Source organism: Arthrobacter sp. NyZ413 (assembly GCF_049390645.1).
GTDB lineage: Bacteria > Actinomycetota > Actinomycetes > Actinomycetales > Micrococcaceae > Arthrobacter.
Genome location: NZ_CP155434.1, coordinates 2,430,139 through 2,446,946, shown reverse-complemented (window position 1 = coordinate 2,446,946; position 16,808 = coordinate 2,430,139). Strand labels below are relative to the sequence as shown.

General features: G+C 64.2%; 16 protein-coding genes. 5 read left to right on the top strand and 11 right to left on the bottom strand.

Annotated features, from left to right (window positions below; translation table 11 throughout):
- Positions 1 to 78: 78 nt before the first annotated feature.
- Positions 79 to 2,010 (bottom strand): primary-amine oxidase, encoded by a 1,932-nt coding sequence (locus ABCW42_RS11485; RefSeq protein WP_423181377.1) that lies wholly within the window; start codon positions 2,008 to 2,010, stop codon positions 79 to 81.
- Between the two features lie 677 nt (positions 2,011 to 2,687).
- Between ABCW42_RS11485 and hxlB the strand changes: the two genes are divergently transcribed.
- Both hxlB and hxlA read left to right on the top strand, forming a co-directional pair.
- A complete protein-coding gene (hxlB, locus tag ABCW42_RS11480) occupies positions 2,688 to 3,287 on the top strand; it encodes a 6-phospho-3-hexuloisomerase (RefSeq protein ID WP_423181376.1) in 600 nt (199 codons plus the stop codon).
- 65 nt (positions 3,288 to 3,352) lie between these two features.
- A complete protein-coding gene (gene hxlA / locus ABCW42_RS11475; protein ID WP_423181375.1) occupies positions 3,353 to 3,976 on the top strand; it encodes a 3-hexulose-6-phosphate synthase in 624 nt (207 codons plus the stop codon).
- Positions 3,977 to 4,108: 132 nt separating this feature from the next.
- On the opposite strand, the gene ABCW42_RS11470 is transcribed toward hxlA, so the two are convergent.
- From ABCW42_RS11470 to ABCW42_RS11440, 7 genes are all read right to left on the bottom strand, one after another.
- Positions 4,109 to 5,266: a cytochrome P450 gene (locus ABCW42_RS11470; protein WP_423181374.1), complete on the bottom strand. Its 1,158-nt coding sequence runs from the start codon at positions 5,264 to 5,266 to the stop codon at positions 4,109 to 4,111.
- Positions 5,263 to 5,946 (bottom strand): dethiobiotin synthase, encoded by a 684-nt coding sequence (gene bioD, locus ABCW42_RS11465; RefSeq protein ID WP_423181373.1) that lies wholly within the window; start codon positions 5,944 to 5,946, stop codon positions 5,263 to 5,265. Before bioD ends, ABCW42_RS11470 begins: the two co-directional genes overlap by 4 nt.
- Entirely contained in the window at positions 5,943 to 7,073 is a 1,131-nt protein-coding gene (locus tag ABCW42_RS11460; RefSeq protein WP_423184869.1) for an 8-amino-7-oxononanoate synthase, read from the bottom strand. The genes bioD and ABCW42_RS11460 overlap by 4 nt, the downstream gene beginning before the upstream one ends.
- An 8-nt stretch (positions 7,074 to 7,081) precedes the next feature.
- Positions 7,082 to 8,407, bottom strand: coding sequence for an adenosylmethionine--8-amino-7-oxononanoate transaminase (locus ABCW42_RS11455; RefSeq protein WP_423181372.1), 1,326 nt, complete (start codon positions 8,405 to 8,407; stop codon positions 7,082 to 7,084).
- Between the two features lie 217 nt (positions 8,408 to 8,624).
- Positions 8,625 to 9,650, bottom strand: coding sequence for a biotin synthase BioB (gene bioB / locus ABCW42_RS11450; RefSeq protein ID WP_423181371.1), 1,026 nt, complete (start codon positions 9,648 to 9,650; stop codon positions 8,625 to 8,627).
- A 167-nt stretch (positions 9,651 to 9,817) separates the two neighbouring features.
- Positions 9,818 to 10,234: a hypothetical protein gene (locus ABCW42_RS11445; RefSeq protein ID WP_423181370.1), complete on the bottom strand. Its 417-nt coding sequence runs from the start codon at positions 10,232 to 10,234 to the stop codon at positions 9,818 to 9,820.
- 151 nt (positions 10,235 to 10,385) lie between these two features.
- On the bottom strand, positions 10,386 to 10,739 hold the full coding sequence (locus tag ABCW42_RS11440; RefSeq protein WP_423181369.1) for a CBU_0592 family membrane protein: 354 nt from the start codon (positions 10,737 to 10,739) through the stop codon (positions 10,386 to 10,388).
- 198 nt (positions 10,740 to 10,937) lie between these two features.
- Between ABCW42_RS11440 and ABCW42_RS11435 the strand changes: the two genes are divergently transcribed.
- The gene (locus ABCW42_RS11435) at positions 10,938 to 11,861 is read left to right on the top strand and encodes a LysR family transcriptional regulator (RefSeq protein ID WP_423181368.1); all 924 of its coding nucleotides are present in this window, start codon (positions 10,938 to 10,940) and stop codon (positions 11,859 to 11,861) included.
- A 115-nt stretch (positions 11,862 to 11,976) separates the two neighbouring features.
- Here ABCW42_RS11435 and ABCW42_RS11430 read toward each other — a convergent pair whose 3' ends face one another.
- From ABCW42_RS11430 to ABCW42_RS11420, 3 genes are all read right to left on the bottom strand, one after another.
- Positions 11,977 to 12,729 carry a dienelactone hydrolase family protein gene (locus tag ABCW42_RS11430; protein ID WP_423181367.1) on the bottom strand — a complete coding sequence of 251 codons (753 nt, stop codon included), beginning with the start codon at positions 12,727 to 12,729 and terminating at the stop codon, positions 11,977 to 11,979.
- 169 nt (positions 12,730 to 12,898) lie between these two features.
- A complete protein-coding gene (locus ABCW42_RS11425) occupies positions 12,899 to 13,603 on the bottom strand; it encodes a phosphatase PAP2 family protein (RefSeq protein WP_423181366.1) in 705 nt (234 codons plus the stop codon).
- 331 nt (positions 13,604 to 13,934) lie between these two features.
- Positions 13,935 to 14,522, bottom strand: a complete 588-nt coding sequence (locus tag ABCW42_RS11420; protein WP_423181365.1) for a TetR/AcrR family transcriptional regulator — start codon at positions 14,520 to 14,522, stop codon at positions 13,935 to 13,937.
- A gap of 158 nt (positions 14,523 to 14,680) precedes the next feature.
- Here ABCW42_RS11420 and ABCW42_RS11415 point away from each other — a divergent pair, with 158 nt between their 5' ends.
- Complete coding sequence (locus ABCW42_RS11415; RefSeq protein WP_423181364.1) at positions 14,681 to 15,565, top strand: MBL fold metallo-hydrolase; 885 nt, start codon at positions 14,681 to 14,683, stop codon at positions 15,563 to 15,565.
- A 214-nt stretch (positions 15,566 to 15,779) separates the two neighbouring features.
- Positions 15,780 to 16,796: a DNA polymerase III subunit delta gene (holA, locus tag ABCW42_RS11410; RefSeq protein ID WP_423181363.1), complete on the top strand. Its 1,017-nt coding sequence runs from the start codon at positions 15,780 to 15,782 to the stop codon at positions 16,794 to 16,796.
- Positions 16,797 to 16,808 lie beyond the last annotated feature (12 nt).

The following is a 16,808-nucleotide window of genomic DNA, read 5'->3' as shown; positions in this document are numbered from 1 at the left end:
TGGGATGGTTTCGGTCCCCGGCGCTGGGTGTCAGCGCCGGGGACCGAAGATTGTGTTACTGGTTTTTGCTGCAGGGGGTTATTTGCCGGTGCTGCAGTGTCCGGTGTCGGTGGTGGTGGTTTCGGTGGGGAGGTTCAGGGTGGGGTTTTGGTTGAAGAAGCCGTGGGGTTCGAGCATGAACCCGATGTTTTGCCGGGGCATGACGGGCCAGTCTTCCAGGCGGACGACGTGGTGCATGCCGAAGGTGTACCAGACGACCAGGTCTTGATCGACGATGTTCCGGTCGGCTTGGGTCCAGGCGGGCAGTCCGTCCCCGCCGGTGGACTGGTTGGGGTATTCCCCGGCCGGGAAGCGTTCGTCCCGGGTGTAGGGGGTGACCCAGAGGTTGTTCCGGGCGAACTGGGCGCGTTGGGAGACGTGCGCGCGGTCGTCCGCGGCGAGGGTGATCGCGTTGTCCGGGATCAGCCGGTACGCGACGGGTTCGTCCACGATGTTTTTCTTGGCGTGGTTGACGATTTTCCAGAACCGGTGTTTGGACGTGTCGGCCTTGCGGATGGCTGCTTGTTCGGTTTCCAGGAGCCGGTCCACGGCTTTGAACGCGGTGAACGTCGGGTTGTGTTCCGGGATCACGGTGTCGACTTCGTAGACGGAGTTGTTCACGCCGTCGACTTCGAAGTCCATCCGGACGTTGAAGATGTGCTGGTGGATCGGGCCGTACAGGCCGTCGTTGTTCAGGGTCTGGCCGTACGGGCTCTTCTGGTCCGGGTGTTGCCCGGCGGTGGACAGGATGCCGGTGGCCTTGACCAGGAACTCGATGGACCCGTCCAGGAACAGGTGCCAGTAGAACGCGTATTCGTAGTTCGCGACCGTGGCGATGAAGGAAATCACGAGTTTGCGGTTCCGGCGGGTCTCGGCCGTGCCCTCACGGAAGTCAAAGTGCTTCCACAAGATGGAGTCGTCTTCTTCGTGCATGCAGATCGCGTTCTCGATCGTGAGCGGGTTGCCCAGCGAGTCGGTGGTGATCCCGTCGAAGTACTTGATTTCCCCGGTGCAGTCACAGCCCAGGGTCAGGGAGTTGGCCATGTTGCCGATGTTGTACTCGCCCGAGTCGAACGCGTTCTTCTTCGCCTGTACCGGGGCCGGGTCCCCGTACGGGACGACCATCTCGGCCAGGGAGGCACGGTTGATCACCGGGCGGTCCACGCCCTGGTCACGGAACTTCAGCTGGTGCAGCACCAGGCCCTCACGCGGGGTGAACCCGACCCGGAAGGACCAGTCCGCCCAGCGCACGTGGTTGCCGGTGACCGTGAACGAGGCCCCCTCGGGCTGGGTGATGGAGATCGGCTTCAGATCCGTCCGGGCTTCCCCGACGTACTTGGGCAGGTAATTACCCCGCGCGGCCGGGACCGGGATCGCCTCGTTGTCCTCAATCCGGGCGACCTGACCGGAGGACAGGTCATAGATCACCACCAGGTTCTCGATCGGGTGCGCGTACGGGGAATCATCCGGCTCGTCCCGGACGAACACGAGGGCACGCATCAGGCGCCGGCCCTGCGCGTCCTCACCGAACCAGCCCACACTCCAGGGCTCGAAACACACCAGGTCCAGGTCCGTCAGGCCGCGCTTGGCCAGTGCCTCGATCACCCGCGGGTCCTTCTTGCAGTTGACCTCGCACTCATCAAACTCATCCAACATGAACGGCGGCTGCACCCCCTTGGCCAGCTGCGTCCAGGAGGACACCAGGCCCCCGTCCAGGTCCACCACGGCCTCGAACGCGGCCCCCGACGCACGGTCAATCAACACCGCATCCGCCTCCCGCGCCACCGCGGCACCGGCCCGCAACTCAGCCTTGCCCGGCTCGCGCAACTCCACACTGCCGAACCGGAACGACTCCGCAGCAGCCGGACCCTCCTTCAAAATAGCCACGGCCCGCGAAATCTCCGCCCGCGACAAAGGATCCAAAGGATGCGCCGTACCCACGGCAGATTCCACTTCATTGTTGATGGTCATACTTCCACTCCTAGCTAGATACAAAAATCAGGACAAACACCCAGGCCAGAGACAGCCGCCATCGCGGCCTCTTCGGAAAAAGGGTGTTCGGTGCCCAGCTGTTCGGCTGTGCTGCCGACGGGGCTGACGGGCACAAAGGGTGTGGGAAACTCCCGCCAGTTCCACTTACTGGAACTGCTCGTTCGTTAGTGCGAGTGATTCGGCTGGCGGCCGGGCCCTGCGCTGGGCCTGGCCAGCGTGATGCCGGTCACTTGCGTTCCTTTCATGCAGCAAAACTACGTGAGGGAATTCATTTAGGCGAGCGTTTTTTAGATATTTACTTGAGAAATTCAGTGCGTTATTTTCCTGCCCTGGTTAACATGCCGGAAACAATCGGGGAAAAGCTGCTTCTCCGTCAGTTGCGGCTCCATCGCCCGGGTTCGGCACGGCAAACCGAAGCTGAACATTCGACGCGCGAACTGATTTCATTCGATCTACCAGCCTCTTTCTGCGATCCATATTGTTCCGGGTGCTTCCAGGTCGGCGTCGTGGTCCCTGGAGTCCACCCCCATCCGATTGGGTAGTCAGAACTGTCAGAAATCAGTGTTACCCCTGCCCGTTTGTTTCGGGAGTATGGATCTCGACCTCAAGTTTCCGTGTGGCCGCTACGGCGCGCGGTCAAGTCGAAGGGATTATTTGTGAATTCGGTAGCCGGTGAACCGCGCAGTGCGCAGAGTACCGCAAGTGACATTGTCCGCAATCTGTCCCTCGTGAGGGACGAGATTTCGGCTACGGCCGCGAAGATCGACGAGGAGCAGGTTGCCCGTTTGGCCAGCATGCTCAGCCACCCCGGCCGGGTATTCGTTGCCGGTGCGGGCCGCAGCGGCCTGGTCCTGCGCATGGCGGCCATGAGGCTGATGCACCTGGGCATGAACGTCCACGTCGCAGGCGACACCACCACCCCCGCCATCAGCTCCGGCGATGTGCTCCTGGTGGCTTCCGGCTCGGGAACGACCTCCGGTGTGGTCAAGTCCGCCGAGACGGCAGCCAAGGCCGGAGCGCGCATCGCGGCGTTCACCACCAATCCGGACTCGCCGCTGGCCGGCCTGGCCGACGCCGTGGTGGTCATCCCCGCCGCCCAGAAGACCGACCACGGCTCCAGCGTTTCGCGCCAGTACGCCGGTTCGCTCTTCGAGCAGGCCCTCTTCGTCGCCACCGAAGCGATCTTCCAGTCGCTCTGGGACAACGTCGCCACCCCGGCCGAGGAGCTGTGGCTGCGCCACGCCAACCTCGAGTAAGAACCCTTTCGGGACCCTCATTTTCCACACAAACCAGCAGTTCCCTTAGAGAAAGAAACAACATCATGAAACTCCAAGTTGCCATCGACCTCCTGACCACCGAAGCTGCCCTCGAACTGGCCGGCAAGGTTGCCGAGCACGTCGACATCATCGAACTGGGTACCCCGCTGATCAAGGCTGAGGGCCTCTCGGTCATCACCGCGGTCAAGAACGCCCACCCGGACAAGGTCGTCTTCGCCGACCTGAAGACCATGGACGCCGGCGAACTCGAAGCCGACATCGCGTTCAAGGCCGGTGCCGACCTCGTGACCGTTCTGGGTACCGCTGACGACTCCACCATCGCCGGTGCTGTCAAGGCTGCCAAGGCCCACAACAAGGGTGTTGTCGTTGACCTCATCAGCGTCGAAGACAAGGTCACCCGCGCCAAGGAAGTTCACGCCCTCGGTGCGAAGTTCGTTGAGATGCACGCTGGCCTCGACGAGCAGGCCAAGCCCGGCTTCGACCTCAACGGCCTCCTGGCTGCCGGCGAAAAGGCTCGCGTTCCGTTCTCCGTCGCCGGTGGCGTGAAGCTTGCTACCATCACGGACGTCCAGAAGGCTGGAGCCGACGTCGCCGTCGCCGGTGGCGCCATCTACGGCGCTGCTGACCCCGCCCTGGCTGCCAAGGAACTCCGCGCCGCCATCGTCTAGTCCTTGGACAACTGAATGATTAGTCTCGTCCCGTAGCCTCCCACGGCTGCGGGACGAGACTGCTTTAACAATGGTTCAGGTTTAACTATGGCTAAGGAGCCTTGGCCGCCTCAACGAGGACTGCGGGTTGGCTTAGGCGCCGTGGGCAACTACCATACGGGGTGCTTGGAAGGACAGCAGACGCAGCCATTCCGGTGCCGATTCGTCCAGCCTGATGCCCGGGAGGGCCGCCGCGGTTTCCTGGATGATGATGGCGGTTTCCAGTTCGGCGAGCTTCGCTCCGAGGCAGCGATGGATGCCTGAACCGAAGGCCAGTCCGAAGGGCGTGGGTCCCGCCCGTCCAGTGCCGCCTGAAACGCTGGAAAGGCCGCTGTCCGCAGGCCACGGGAAGCCGTGATTTCCGGTCAGCTCCATGAGGATCTCGTCGCCGGCGGACACAGCCTGTCCCGCGAGTTCAGTGTCACGGACTGCGACGCGCCTCCACGTCGGAACGGAGGATTCTGTAGCGAGGATGTGCCGCACGATGTCCCTGGCCCTGGCGCCGGACGATGCTTCTTCCCAGGTCATGCCGCGCGAGCCCTCAAGGAGCCGGAACAGGGTGGTGCTGATGAGCTGGGTGGTGGTCTCCTGGCCGGCGATGAGCAGGAAGTATCCAAGTGAGCAGATCTCCGGGATGGTCAGTCCGTGGTCCGCGAGGGCCCGGAACAGGTTCGGGGCGCCAGGTTCGTCATCCGACCCGGCCGTCACGGCGTCCAGGACGAGCTCACGCAACCAAGCGTAGAAGGCGGCCGCGCTGTGGGCGAGTACCAGTTGCCGCGCGGGATCCGGCCAACCCCAGAACAACTCGAGTGAGTCCAGGCTCCAGGCCTTGAGCTGTGCCAGGTCCCGGACGGGCAGCCCCAGCATTTCCATCATGATCACGGCCGGAGGGTTGGCGGCGACGGCCTGAACCAGGTCCACTTGTCCTGAGGCGGCCAAGCGAACCTTCGCGGCCTCAGCAGCTTCGCGGGCAAGTTGGTGAATACGATGTTCCATCGCGGCCACCTTGGCCGGAGTGAAGAAACCCGCGACGACTTTGCGGATGCCCGCATGTGACGCCGTGGGATTGCTGGCCAGAACGGGTGGCAGGGCGAAGCGGGCCTTCTGCAACACGCGGAGCGCTTGACCGCTCAGGGGAGTGACGGCCAGCAAAGCGTTGGCCGGACTGAAGTCGTCGGGCCGGTGCAGGATGTCACGGACGGTGTCCGGGTCCCGCACCACCGTGTAAGGACACGCGGCTGCCGCGCTCATGCCGCGACCTCTTCAAGCCACAGAGCCGCCCGTTCGCGGAACACGGCCGGATCCAGCCGTGCGGCCCCGTCTTGCAGGGCGCCGAGGAAGGGCGCGGACCATGAAGCAAGGGTTGCCCTGTTGGTGTGTTCCACGAGTCCTGGAGTGTCCGGCCATCCGCCCAATACGACCCCCGTGACGTCCAGGCGTCGGCGCTCCAGCGCTTCAAGCGTCAATGCTGTGTGGTTCAAGGTGCCCAGCGACGGCCGGGTCACCACGACGAAGCCGGCCTGGTTGCCCAGGACAGCGCCCAACGCGGCCAGAGTGCCGCCGTCGTGATCCAACTCAACCAGCAAGCCGCCGGCACCTTCGACGAGGACGTGGTCGTGTTCGGAAGCCAGGTCCAGGATGCGTTCGGCATGGGCCGCCAGGGGCGGCAGTACCACGCGATCGAGCGCAGCAGCGGGCACCGGTGCGAGGGGTTCGCCGAGCACAATGCCGGTTTCGGCCGCGAGCGGTCCTGCCAGCCGGACCACCTCGGTGATATCCGAATCCCCAAGGTTGTGACCGGTTTGGCAAGGTTTGTAAACCGTTACGGAGCGCCCCTGCCGCTGCAGAACGGCGGCGAGGGCCGCCGTCGTGATGGTCTTTCCGACGCCTGTATCGGTGCCGGTGATCAGGATGATGCGCGGAAGGGTCATGGTGTTCTCTCCAGGATGTCGCGCAGCACTGCGCAAGCGTGGTCAAGGTCGGCATCGGTCAGGTCCGCGCGGGCGGTCAGCCTCAGGCGCGAGATGCCGTCGGGGACGGAGGGTGGCCGGAAGCAGCCGATCCGCACTCCGGCGGCCGCCGCGGCACGACTTGCTGCCACAGCGGTTTCGGGCGAGGACATTCGAAGTGATTGCACGGCGCCAGCGGAAGGGTCCAGGCTCAGGTGCTCGGCCAGGCGGGCGGCATTATGGTGAACGGCTTGGGTGCGCCACGGTTCTTGCCGGATGATCCCGACGGCGGCGAGCGCGGCTGCCGCTGCCGGCGGGGCCAGGGCGGTATCGAAAATGAAGCTCCGTGCACGGTTGACCAAGTGCTCACGCAACAGGGCCGAGCCAAGCACTGCCCCGCCTTGGCTGCCGAGGGCCTTGGACAATGTTGCGGTGACCACAACGCCCGGGTGGCCTGCCAGCGCGGTTCCCGCGACACACCCATGCCCTTGTTGTATTCCGGTTCCGGCCACCCCGACGCCGTGGGCTTCATCCACCAGCAGAACGGCGTCGTGCTCCTCGGCCAGGCCGATCAGCTCTCCCAACGGGGCGGAATCGCCGCGCACGCTGTAGATCGATTCGACGGCGATCAAGGCCCGCGGTTGAGTGTGCCTGCGCAGTAGCCGGTCCGCCTCGGAAACGTCGTTGTGTGCGAAAGTTTCCACGGCCGAGCGGCTGAGCCGGAAGCCGTCAATCAATGATGCATGGCAGTGTTCGTCCGCCACGATCAACGTGCCTGGACCGCCCAGCGCAGTGGTGATCCCAAGGTTGGCCAGGTATCCGGAGGAGAACACGAGCCCGGCTTCGGCCCCGACGAGGGCAGCTAGTTCACGCTCGAGTTCGACGTGGAGTTCCGTGGTGCCGGCGACCAGCCGGGAGGACGCGGCGCCGGTGCCCCACCGGTGCGCGGCTGCCGAGACGGCTTCGGCAAGGCGCGGGTCCTGGGCGAGGCCCAGGTAATCGTTGCTCGCAAGGTCGATGGCCCGCTCGCCTGGTCCGCGGGTCAACGGTGTCCGCGCCAGTCCGCGACGCGCACGGACCGCGGCCTGCTGTTCCAGCCAGCGCGTCATGGATCTGCTCATATCAACACCTTTTGCTGCGCCGTGTCAGCGGCGGTGCTTGCCGCGGCCACCATCCCGGAGGCAATGGACCCGACATCGGAGGCTGAGCTGATGTAGGGCGGCATGGCGTAGATGAGGTTCCGGAAGGGGCGCACCCAGACTCCGTGTTCGACGGCGGTGCGCGTGACCGCGGCGACGTCCACGGCGTCGCGCAACTCGATGACGCCCACGGCGCCGATGGTCCGGACGTCAGTCACGGCGTCGAGCTCCAAGGCCGGGGCCAGGCCCTTCGCGAGCCCGGCACCCACACGGGAAACGTCCGAGCGCCAATCACCGTCTTGCAGCAATTCCAAGCTGGCGTTGGCGACCGCGCACGCCAACGGGTTGGCCATGAAGGTGGGTCCGTGCAGCAAGGCACCAGCACCGGAGTGCGACACTGCCCGGGCCACGTCGCCTGTGCACAGGACCGCGGCCAGCGTGAGGTAGCCACCGGTCAGGGCCTTGCCGACGCACATGATGTCCGGAACCACTCCAGCGTGGTCCGCCGCGAAGAGTTCCCCCGTGCGCCCGAACCCGGTCGCGATCTCATCGAGAATGAGCAGCAAGCCGTGGTGGTCGGCGAGTTCCCGCAGGACCCGCACACACTCAGGCGGGTAGGCGAACATGCCACCGGCGCCCTGCAGGACAGGCTCCACAATGATTGCCGCAAGCTCGCCTGAATGTGCGGATGCCAGGTTCCCGATCTCCGCCCGCCACGCCCCGATGGTCGCCGGGGTCGCGTCTGCCGCTGCCGGGGGCCGAGGCGCGAAGACGTTGCCGGCCAGCAGGCCAGGGAAAGCCGAATGCATCCCGTCCTCCGGGTCGCAGACGCCCATGGCCGCGAATGTGTCCCCGTGGTATCCGCCCCGCACGGTGAGGAACCGCTGCCGTTTCGGACGCCCCGAAGCTGTCTGGAACTGCACCGCCAACTTCAAAGCGACCTCGACGGACACCGATCCCGAATCGGCCAGGAACACCCGCTCCAGCCGGTCTCCGGGCGCCATGGCCACGAGTTTCTCCGCGAGGTCCACGGCCGGTTGATGCGTCAGGCCACCAAACATGACATGGCTGAACGAGGTGAGTTGCCGCTGCACGGCAGCGTCAAGCACCGGGTGCCTGTACCCGTGGATTACCGACCACCATGAGGACATCGCATCAAGCACCTCGTGCACGCGCCCGCCCTCGTCTCGCAGCCGCAGCGCCACGCCGTCGGCCGCTTCCACTTCCCACAGCGGCAGGGTTCCGGACGCGGGCGCGTACGGGTGCCACAGGCTGGCCCGGTCGCGCTCAATAAGCGAGGTCATGGTTCCTTCCGTCCGTGGCGGGAGCAGTCCGCGGTCCAGCCCGAGGGCGTGACCTGGACCTTCATCCGGCGCCGACACGTTGCGCAGTACCTGGGCGGCTCCATCGCCAACCGCTCCCGGCAACTGTTGTGAGCGTCCGACGCCGGGTTCCCGACTTGATCGGCCGGGTCGCCGGACGCTTCGCCGCCGCAATGGCCGCAGTAGAGGGTGTCGGCGGTCACAGCGATTTCTGCAGTTCCTTGATGGGCATATTGAGCTCTACGAGCAGATTGAGGTCAGCGGTGGCAGGGCGGCCCAAAGTCGTGAGGTAGTTCCCGACGATCACGGCGTTGATTCCGCCGAGCAGTCCTTCGCGGGTGCCAAGGTCACCGAGGGTCAGCTCGCGGCCGCCAGCGTACCTCAGGACGGTGCGGGGCATTGCGAGGCGGAAGGCCGCAATGGCCCGGAGGGCGTCCTTGCCGTCCATGATTCCCTGGTTTTCCAGCGGCGTGCCAGGACGGGGATTGAGGAAGTTCAGTGGAACTTCGTGAGGTTCAAGGGCGGCGAGCTGGGCCGCGAGTTCGGCGCGTTGTTCCAGGGATTCGCCCATGCCGATCAAGGCGCCGCAGCAGAGCTCCATTCCGGCAGCTTTGACCATGGCGCAGGTTTCGAGGCGTTCCTCGTAGCTGTGCGTGGTGACCACTTCGGGGAAGTAGCTGCGGGCCGTTTCCAGGTTGTGGTTGTAACGGTGCACACCCCATTCGGCCAGCTGGTCCACCTGGCGCTGGGCGAGCATGCCCAGCGAACACGCGATATTGATGTCCACTTCTGCATTGATGCGCTCGATCGCGAACTTGATCTGGTTCATGAGCTTGATATCGGGGCCGCGGACTGCCGCGACGATGCAGAATTCGGTGGCTCCGGTCGCGGCCGTTTCCTTGGCTGCTTTCACGAGCTCCGGAATGTCCAGCCACACGCCGCGGACAGGGGAGTCGAACAGTCCCGACTGGCTGCAGAAGTGGCAATCCTCCGGGCAGCCGCCGGTCTTGATGGAGATGATGCCCTCCACCTCCACGTCTTCGCCGCAGTGCTTTAGCCGGACCTCATGGGCAAGTTGCAGGGCGGCCGGGATCGCGTCGTCCGCTAGTTGGAGGATTTCAACAAGCTGGGGTTCCGTCAGCCCTTCGCCTCGTCCGAGGACCTGCTCCCTCGCAAGGTCAAGGATGGCGTAACCAGTGGCTTCTTGGGTTGCTTCGGTCGTCATGCACTAGACGGTATCCGCGAGCAGATCGCCCGATTTTGTCGAGTGATTACAAAACGACCTCAAGGTATTTGGACACTAATTCACCTGGACGCCGCTTTTGGTTCTGCCCGCCGGCCCGGTTCTCAAGCAATTCGTTTGCGCTCCTGGCCTTTGGGCGGGACCCCGGGCTAGTTTTCCTTGGCGTCTTCCAGGACCGCTCTTGCTGCGGCTACGTGGTGAGGGTCCGGTTCTTCCTGCTCTTCGATCTTGCGGCTGTAGAAGTCATGGGCGGCTTCTTTGGTGATTCCCAATGCTTCGCCGATCTGGGCCCATGTGGCGCCGGCTTCCCGTGCGGACTTGATAACGTACCAGCGCCTGGCGGTGAGCAGTTCGACGGCCTTCGCGTTGGCACGCAACGCCTCGAGCGCCGCGACTTCCGATACCTCAGCAAGGAAGTGTGCTGCGGACGCTCGCACCTGATCGCTGCCGGAGGCAGAGGCCTCGCGCCACGTCTCGCCGCGGTTGAAGTCTTCCCACACTTTTAATAGAGCGTGGATATCACCGCTGTTAAGTGCTTGCTCGACAGACGCCGCATCACCATTCATGGGGTCAAGTTAGCTTGACCCCATGAACGGTGCAAGAGGAGCAGCGAGCATGGGTTGGCGTTCGATGTGGAGCCCATCACGCCGGCTGGCGCAACGAATTCGTGAGATAGAAGCCCTCAGCCGACGGATACCGCCGTGATACGCCAGGCGTTTAACACACGGAGCTCCCTAGCCGGGGCGCGGAAGGTGCTCCGTGGGGGTTGCCGATCGCGATTTGGATGCCGGCATCCGGGATTTCTGTTACTTCAGGACCGTTAGCGGCAGCCGGCTCCTTGCTGCGCATGCGAAGAAATGCGATTGCCGAGATAAGGAACCAGGCGACATTTGTGGCTACGGACGGCCATGCTCCATGGATGGTGCCGTTGATAATGAAAGCGCAAGAACCGAAGAGATTCACGGTCTGGAAGCCTTTCCCCGCCTTGATCCAGCACATGGACACCGCCATGAAGGCGCTGAGCATCGCAGCGGCCCCGGCCCAACCGACAATTTCCCACAGCATTTCCATACGAGTCCTTTCGCGGGTTGGGCAGCCCGCCGGTCGCTCTGGCCGGCTGCAACTGGATACAGGTGGATATAGGGAATAAAGCGCTGCACTCAGTGCCAATCGCTTCTGGAGTGAATTCCCGGTTCGCCTTTATTATTTCGACGTAATCACTTTAGTTCAATTGCATTATTCTGAATCCGGCATTTAGAATCGCTTAACATGGAGATGGATCCTCGCCGGCTGCTTGTCCTTCTTGCGATCGCCCGAACGGGCGGCGTTCTGGCGGCTGCCGATGAGCTGAGGATTACTCCCTCGGCGGTATCGCAGCAGCTCAACAAACTTGAGAGCGAGGTCGGCCACCCGCTGGTCCTCCGTACACCCAAAGGCTCTGTCTTAACGCAGGCTGGCTTGTCGCTCGCGGAAGCCGGGGAAGAGATAGAACGTGCCCTCAGCGTCGCCCAGGCTCGCATGCAAGGCGAGGCAAGGATAGCAGGAGTCGTCCGGCTGGGCGGCTTCACCAGCTTCATGCGAACAGTTGTCGTCCCGCGTCTTCCCGAGTGGCGAAGGCAATATCCGCAATTGCAGCTTCAAATTGTCGAAGACGACTTTCCAGCGCTGATGCGGCTGCTTCGTCAGCGTCAGTTGGATGCCGTCGTCGTTGAACTGGACTCGACCACGGGGGAGCAGCATCCGGTTTCGGCCGGAATGATTCAGGAACCTCTCCTGGATGAACCATGGAAACTGGTTGTCCCTGCAGGTTCCCTGCTCACCATCGACAATATTGACCTCAGTCGGCTGCCGCTTCCGTGGTTGGGCGTCGAACAGTCCGCAGCCAACGCGGCCGTGCTGGGGCGCCTCCGGCATTCAACCGGAATCCAGATTCAAACCATCCATCAGTACCAGGACACGCTCACCGCACTTGCCCTCGTCGCGGCCGGCGAGGGCATCGCAATCGTACCCACCTTGGCTTTGACGGGCATTGTCCAGGACCAGGTGGACATCCTGGACGTTCCCGGTTTGGGGACCAGGCACATCGCCCTACGACGTTTCGACCGTAGAAGGCCAACCAATCTTCCAGTGGATACTGTGGCTCGCCTTTTACGAGAGTCCGCTGCCGCGTTCGACACCCGGGCTGGATCCTGAATCCAATTACTTCGTCTCAGACCGTCCAGTTCCGGCCGGACCAAGCCGGGGGAACGCTATCTCCCGAGTTAGTTCCGAGCCGTCACAACGCCGAGGCGGGCTTCGCCATCGAAGCTCAGGCTTTCAGGGTCGCGTCGAGCAGGGACCTCAGTTCTTGAAAGTGCCGCTCGGTGGCTTCCGGATTGAAGGCCGAGGTGTCCGCCATGGTGTAGCCGTGCGGTGCCCCGGCGTAGATTTCATTGGACGCCTCAAGACCTGCGGACTTCAGCGCCGAGCCGAGCCGTTCCACGGCGTCCGGACCCATACTCCGGTCATTGTCAGCATGGCCGAACACGAAGCGGGCACGGGCGTTTACCAGTCCCAGGTGCGGGCTGTCAGGCTCGTCCGTTGCCAGGCCCCCGCCGTGGAAGCCGCCGCATGCTGCCACCACCTCCGGGTGCGATGTTGCCGTCCGGACCGCAAGTCTGGCTCCCATGCAATAACCAGTGGTACCGATGGGGCCCGGCGCCACATCGTCGAGGCTGGTCAGCGCGGAAACCCACGCATCAACGTCCGGCAGTGCCTTGTCCGGCGTCAGGCGGCCAACCCGGGGAAAGGCTGCCTTGCCTGCAGCCTCCCTGCCTTCCTGGGTGGACATGTCCATGGCCGGGGCGAGCTCGGCGATGGATCCATCGCGGTAGAAGACGTTGGGGGCGAGCACGACGTAGCCCCAGTCTGCGATGCGCTGGGCCATCTCCTGGATGCGCGGGCGCAGGCCGAAAGCGTCCATGTAGAGAATGACACCCTGAACAGGTTGGCCGGTTGCGTTGGACGGGCGGGCCACGAAGGCCTCGGCGATGCCTTCAGCGGCGGGAATCTCGATGGGCATGGGCTCACAATATCGGAAGGTACGGGCGACACGTCGCCCGCTGGCGAACAGTGTCGCCGAGAGCTCTCGCGTCAGGCTATCGAGATGTCCGGCCCGCAGGGGATACGGACAGGGGAGTGCTTTCAAGCCTGACGGGCCCGGCGACCGCCGCCTGGGCGCATCCCCGGGCTTACGCGGCCCGGCGGCGGGGCGTGCCGAAGCGTGCCAGCACAAGGTCCGCCACGATCAGGCGGGCCGTCGGGGCCATCGCCAGCGCCCAGAGGATGGAAGCGAGCACGTCGGTGGGGTAGTGCAGCCCGTTCGCCATGACCGCCAGTGCGATGAGGATGGTTGCCAGCGCACCAGCTATTGCCGTGGGGCGGACCCAGCGCGTGCCGCGGAGCAGGAAGCAGGCCGTGACGGTCAGCGCGACCACGAAGGTGGTGTGACCGCTGGGAAAGGAGGCGTCGGTCTGCAACGGCGCGAACGGGTGGACCAGCGCGCCTAGTGCGGGCCGTGGCCGGTCCACCACGACCTTCAAAACCACCGACGGCAGCCAGGTAACAGCGATGACCGCACCGAAAGCGACCGCCGTCCGGAAGGCGCGGGACACGACCCACACCACACCGGAGAGGACCGCGGTAAGCACGACGGCGGGGAAAGGACTGAGCAGCTTGTAGACACCGTCCGTCGCCGCACCCCACGCCCCGGTGTGCAGGCGGTTCAACGCGCTCACCACGGGCAGGTCCGCAGGATGGGCCTTCATGATCAACCCGAAAATCAGCAGCACCACACCGGCCACGACCGACACCAGAACCGTTGTATAAGGGAATCGTGCCGGCCGGAAGATTCCCATGTCCGTGGTGGGCGCCGCCGTCGTACTGTGCTCCGTCATCGGGTATCTGTCGCCTTTCGCAAAAGTTCTCTCCGCCAAGCCGCCACCGCAGGCGGTTCCCGGGCCGGCAAGCCCTGGTGAAGCAACGCCGGACGAAGGGGGCGCTGCTGCCTGAGCAGTGCCCCACACTAAGGACGACAGTCAGCACCCGAGGACTGGCCACGGAATAAGCCTCCGCCGTCCCGGTTTCCGGGCAGGATCCTTACAAAATATTTGCAGCCGGCGACCAGCACGGTCAAAACGTGCTCTGGACTTGCGGATAAGAGCGGCCGTTGGAATAGCAGGACCGAAAAGTCGTAGGAAGGCTACTCGTCGATTTGCCCAGGCACGGTCACCAGTCGTGATGTGGATCGAGTACGCGACCGACGACCGGGGTGGTGAGTTCGCGGAACATGGTGTCGAGCTCGTCGGGAGTGTTGTTGAAGCCCGTGTCGATCCACCAGCGCAGGCAGGCGAGGCAGCTGGCTACTGCGGCGCGCGCGAGCAGTTCGAGAGGGACGGCCTGCGCCTGGCCAGGCTTGATCAATGCCCGCAGCTGCGCTTCGGCGGTTTCCTGCAACACACGTTCGAGACGCACCGTGACGGTACCTGACGCCCCGTGCCCGAGGAGTGCGCTGAGCAGCCCGCGCTGATCGCTGACGTGGTGAAAGAAGATGGTGGCAAACGGCAATGGCTGCCCCCGCGTAGGACGGTGCGGGACGCCGGGTTCTTCGACCATGGCCCGGAGCACTTCAACCGACTCATCGAGCAACTCGTCTTTATCCGCGAAGTGGGCATAGAACGTGGAGCGGCCGACGTCGGCGCGGTCGATCAGATCCTGCACTGTGATTGCTTCGTAGCTCTTCGTAGTCATGAGCACGAGCAGCGCTTGGGTGAGCGCAGCCCGGGTGCGACGGACGCGGCGGTCTTCCCGGGTCACTTTTCGCCTCGTTTCGGCACGGATGTCCTGCGGCGTGTCCAGTACCGGCCGGCATTCCGCTTTTTGTCGATGGTGAACAGCGTTGCTGAACACTATGAATGATACCAAACAGAGTGTTCGATAAACCTCATAGTCGCGCCTGACAGGAGAGCCTCGCCATGTCCTTCAACAACCCCGATGTCCAGCCTGCGCCCGTGACCGTGGGCCGCTGGACTGTCACCCCGATCATCGATGCCATCGGCCCGGCGTTGCCGGCCCACGCTGCATTTCCGTCGCTACCAGCAGAGGACCTCGAAACGCTCCTCAACGAGCTCGGCGACGACGCGTCGAACCCGGACCGCAGCATGCTCGTGCTCGCCTCGCAAGGTTTCGCGATCACCGGTCCGGACCGCACGATCCTGGTCGACGCCTGCCTCGGTGGTCCTAAGACCCTTGGTGGCAAAGGCATGCGCGGCTTCGAGTCACGCTGGCTCGCATCACTCGCGGACGCCGGCATCGACATCAACGCCATCGACACTGTGGTCAATACCCACCTGCACCACGACCACGTCGGCTGGAACACGGTGCTTGACGAGGGCGGCATGCTGCGCCCGACTTTCCCCAAGGCCCGGTATCTGGTGCCCCGGGCAGACATCGAGCACTTCAGCGGCCCGGGTTCCCTGCCACAAAAACACATTCGGGACTGCATTACCCCGCTGGCCCAGGCAGATGTCCTCGACCCGATTGACGGCGAACTTCAACTTGTAGAAGGCATCCATGTCATCCCGGCCACCGGACACACGCCTGGGCACCAGATCGTCGAGATCGCAGACGCCGGACAGCGGGTGATACTCACCGGCGACCTACTCCACCACCCCCTGCAGCTCCGCCGGCCCGACGTCTCCACCGCGCTCTGCGTCGACGGAGTCGCCTCCGCCGCGACCCGCCAGAAGATTCTCGACCATTACGCCGATTCCGGTACCTGGTTCTACGCCTCACACCTGCCGTTGGGAGGAATACTCCGCCGGGATGGCGATGGATACACGTTGGGGACCGATGCGTAATGGTACCGGCCGCTCGCGATGACGAGGATGACACGCCGGATAGATAGCGTTGCCTGCAAGCACTGCTTACGTCGCAATTGGTCCGCGTCATGCCGGAGACACGCGCGCTGTTGCGCGTAGCCGGCCGTGGGCGGCGTGGTCGGGGCCATCACCACGCGGGTTGCTCAACGTGGGAGACTGGGACTCTGCGAAAACCATCTGGAAGGAAGCGACATTGGCTGCTGCCCAGGCCTCCAAGGCGAAAACTCCCGCGGCAAATACCGTTAGTTGGAGGGACGCCGCTCCGTCCGCCGTCGTACTGGTCACCGGCCCGGAGGAGTACCTCGGAATCCGGGCCATGGACAAGATCCGCTCTCAAGTGCGTGCGGTCTCGCCGGACGTCGAGGTTACCAAGCTCAATGCCGGAAGCTACGAATCCGGCACGCTTTCGATGGCCGTGTCCCCGTCGCTGTTCGACGAAGCGAAACTCATCGAAATCGAAGGCTTGGAATCGATGAACGATGCTTTCCTCGCCGACGCATTGGCTTACCTTGCGCAGCCGGAGAACGACGTCGTCGTGGTTCTCCGCCACGCCGGCGGCGTACGCGGCAAGAAGCTCCTGGACGCGATCAAGGCAGCGGGATGGCCCGTTGTGGACTGCCAACCGCTGAAGAAGGACGCCGAGAAGACGGCGTTCGTCGTGGCTGAGTTCAAGGCCGGGAGCCGGCGTATTGACGCCGAGGCGGTCCAAGCCCTCGTCAACGCGGTAGGAACCAGCCTTTCCGAACTCGCCGCGGCTTGCAGCCAGCTGATCTCCGACTCCACAACTGCGGTGGACGCGGCAACTGTGGAGCGCTACTACGGGGGACGCGTGGAAGCCACTGCCTTCAAGGTGGCAGATGCTGCCATGGCCGGTAACGGCCCGCTCGCCCTATCAAGCCTCCGTCATGCTCTCGCCACCGGGGTGGATCCGGTGCCCCTGGTTGCCGCGCTTGCGGCCAAGCTTCGCACCCTCGCGAAGGTGGCTGGAGCACAGGGCTCGTCGGCGCAGATTGCCAGGCAACTTGGAATGCAACCCTGGCTTGTGGAACAGGCCCAGCGGGACGTCCGGCGCTGGACTCCTGAAGGCTTGATCCGATCCATCCAGGTCACCGCGGAGGCGGATGCGCAGGTCAAAGGCCTTTCACGGGATCCGGTGTACGCCGTCGAACACGCAGTGACTGTCATCGCCACGTCGGCCAGGGGCCGCTGAACCGCAGCCCGG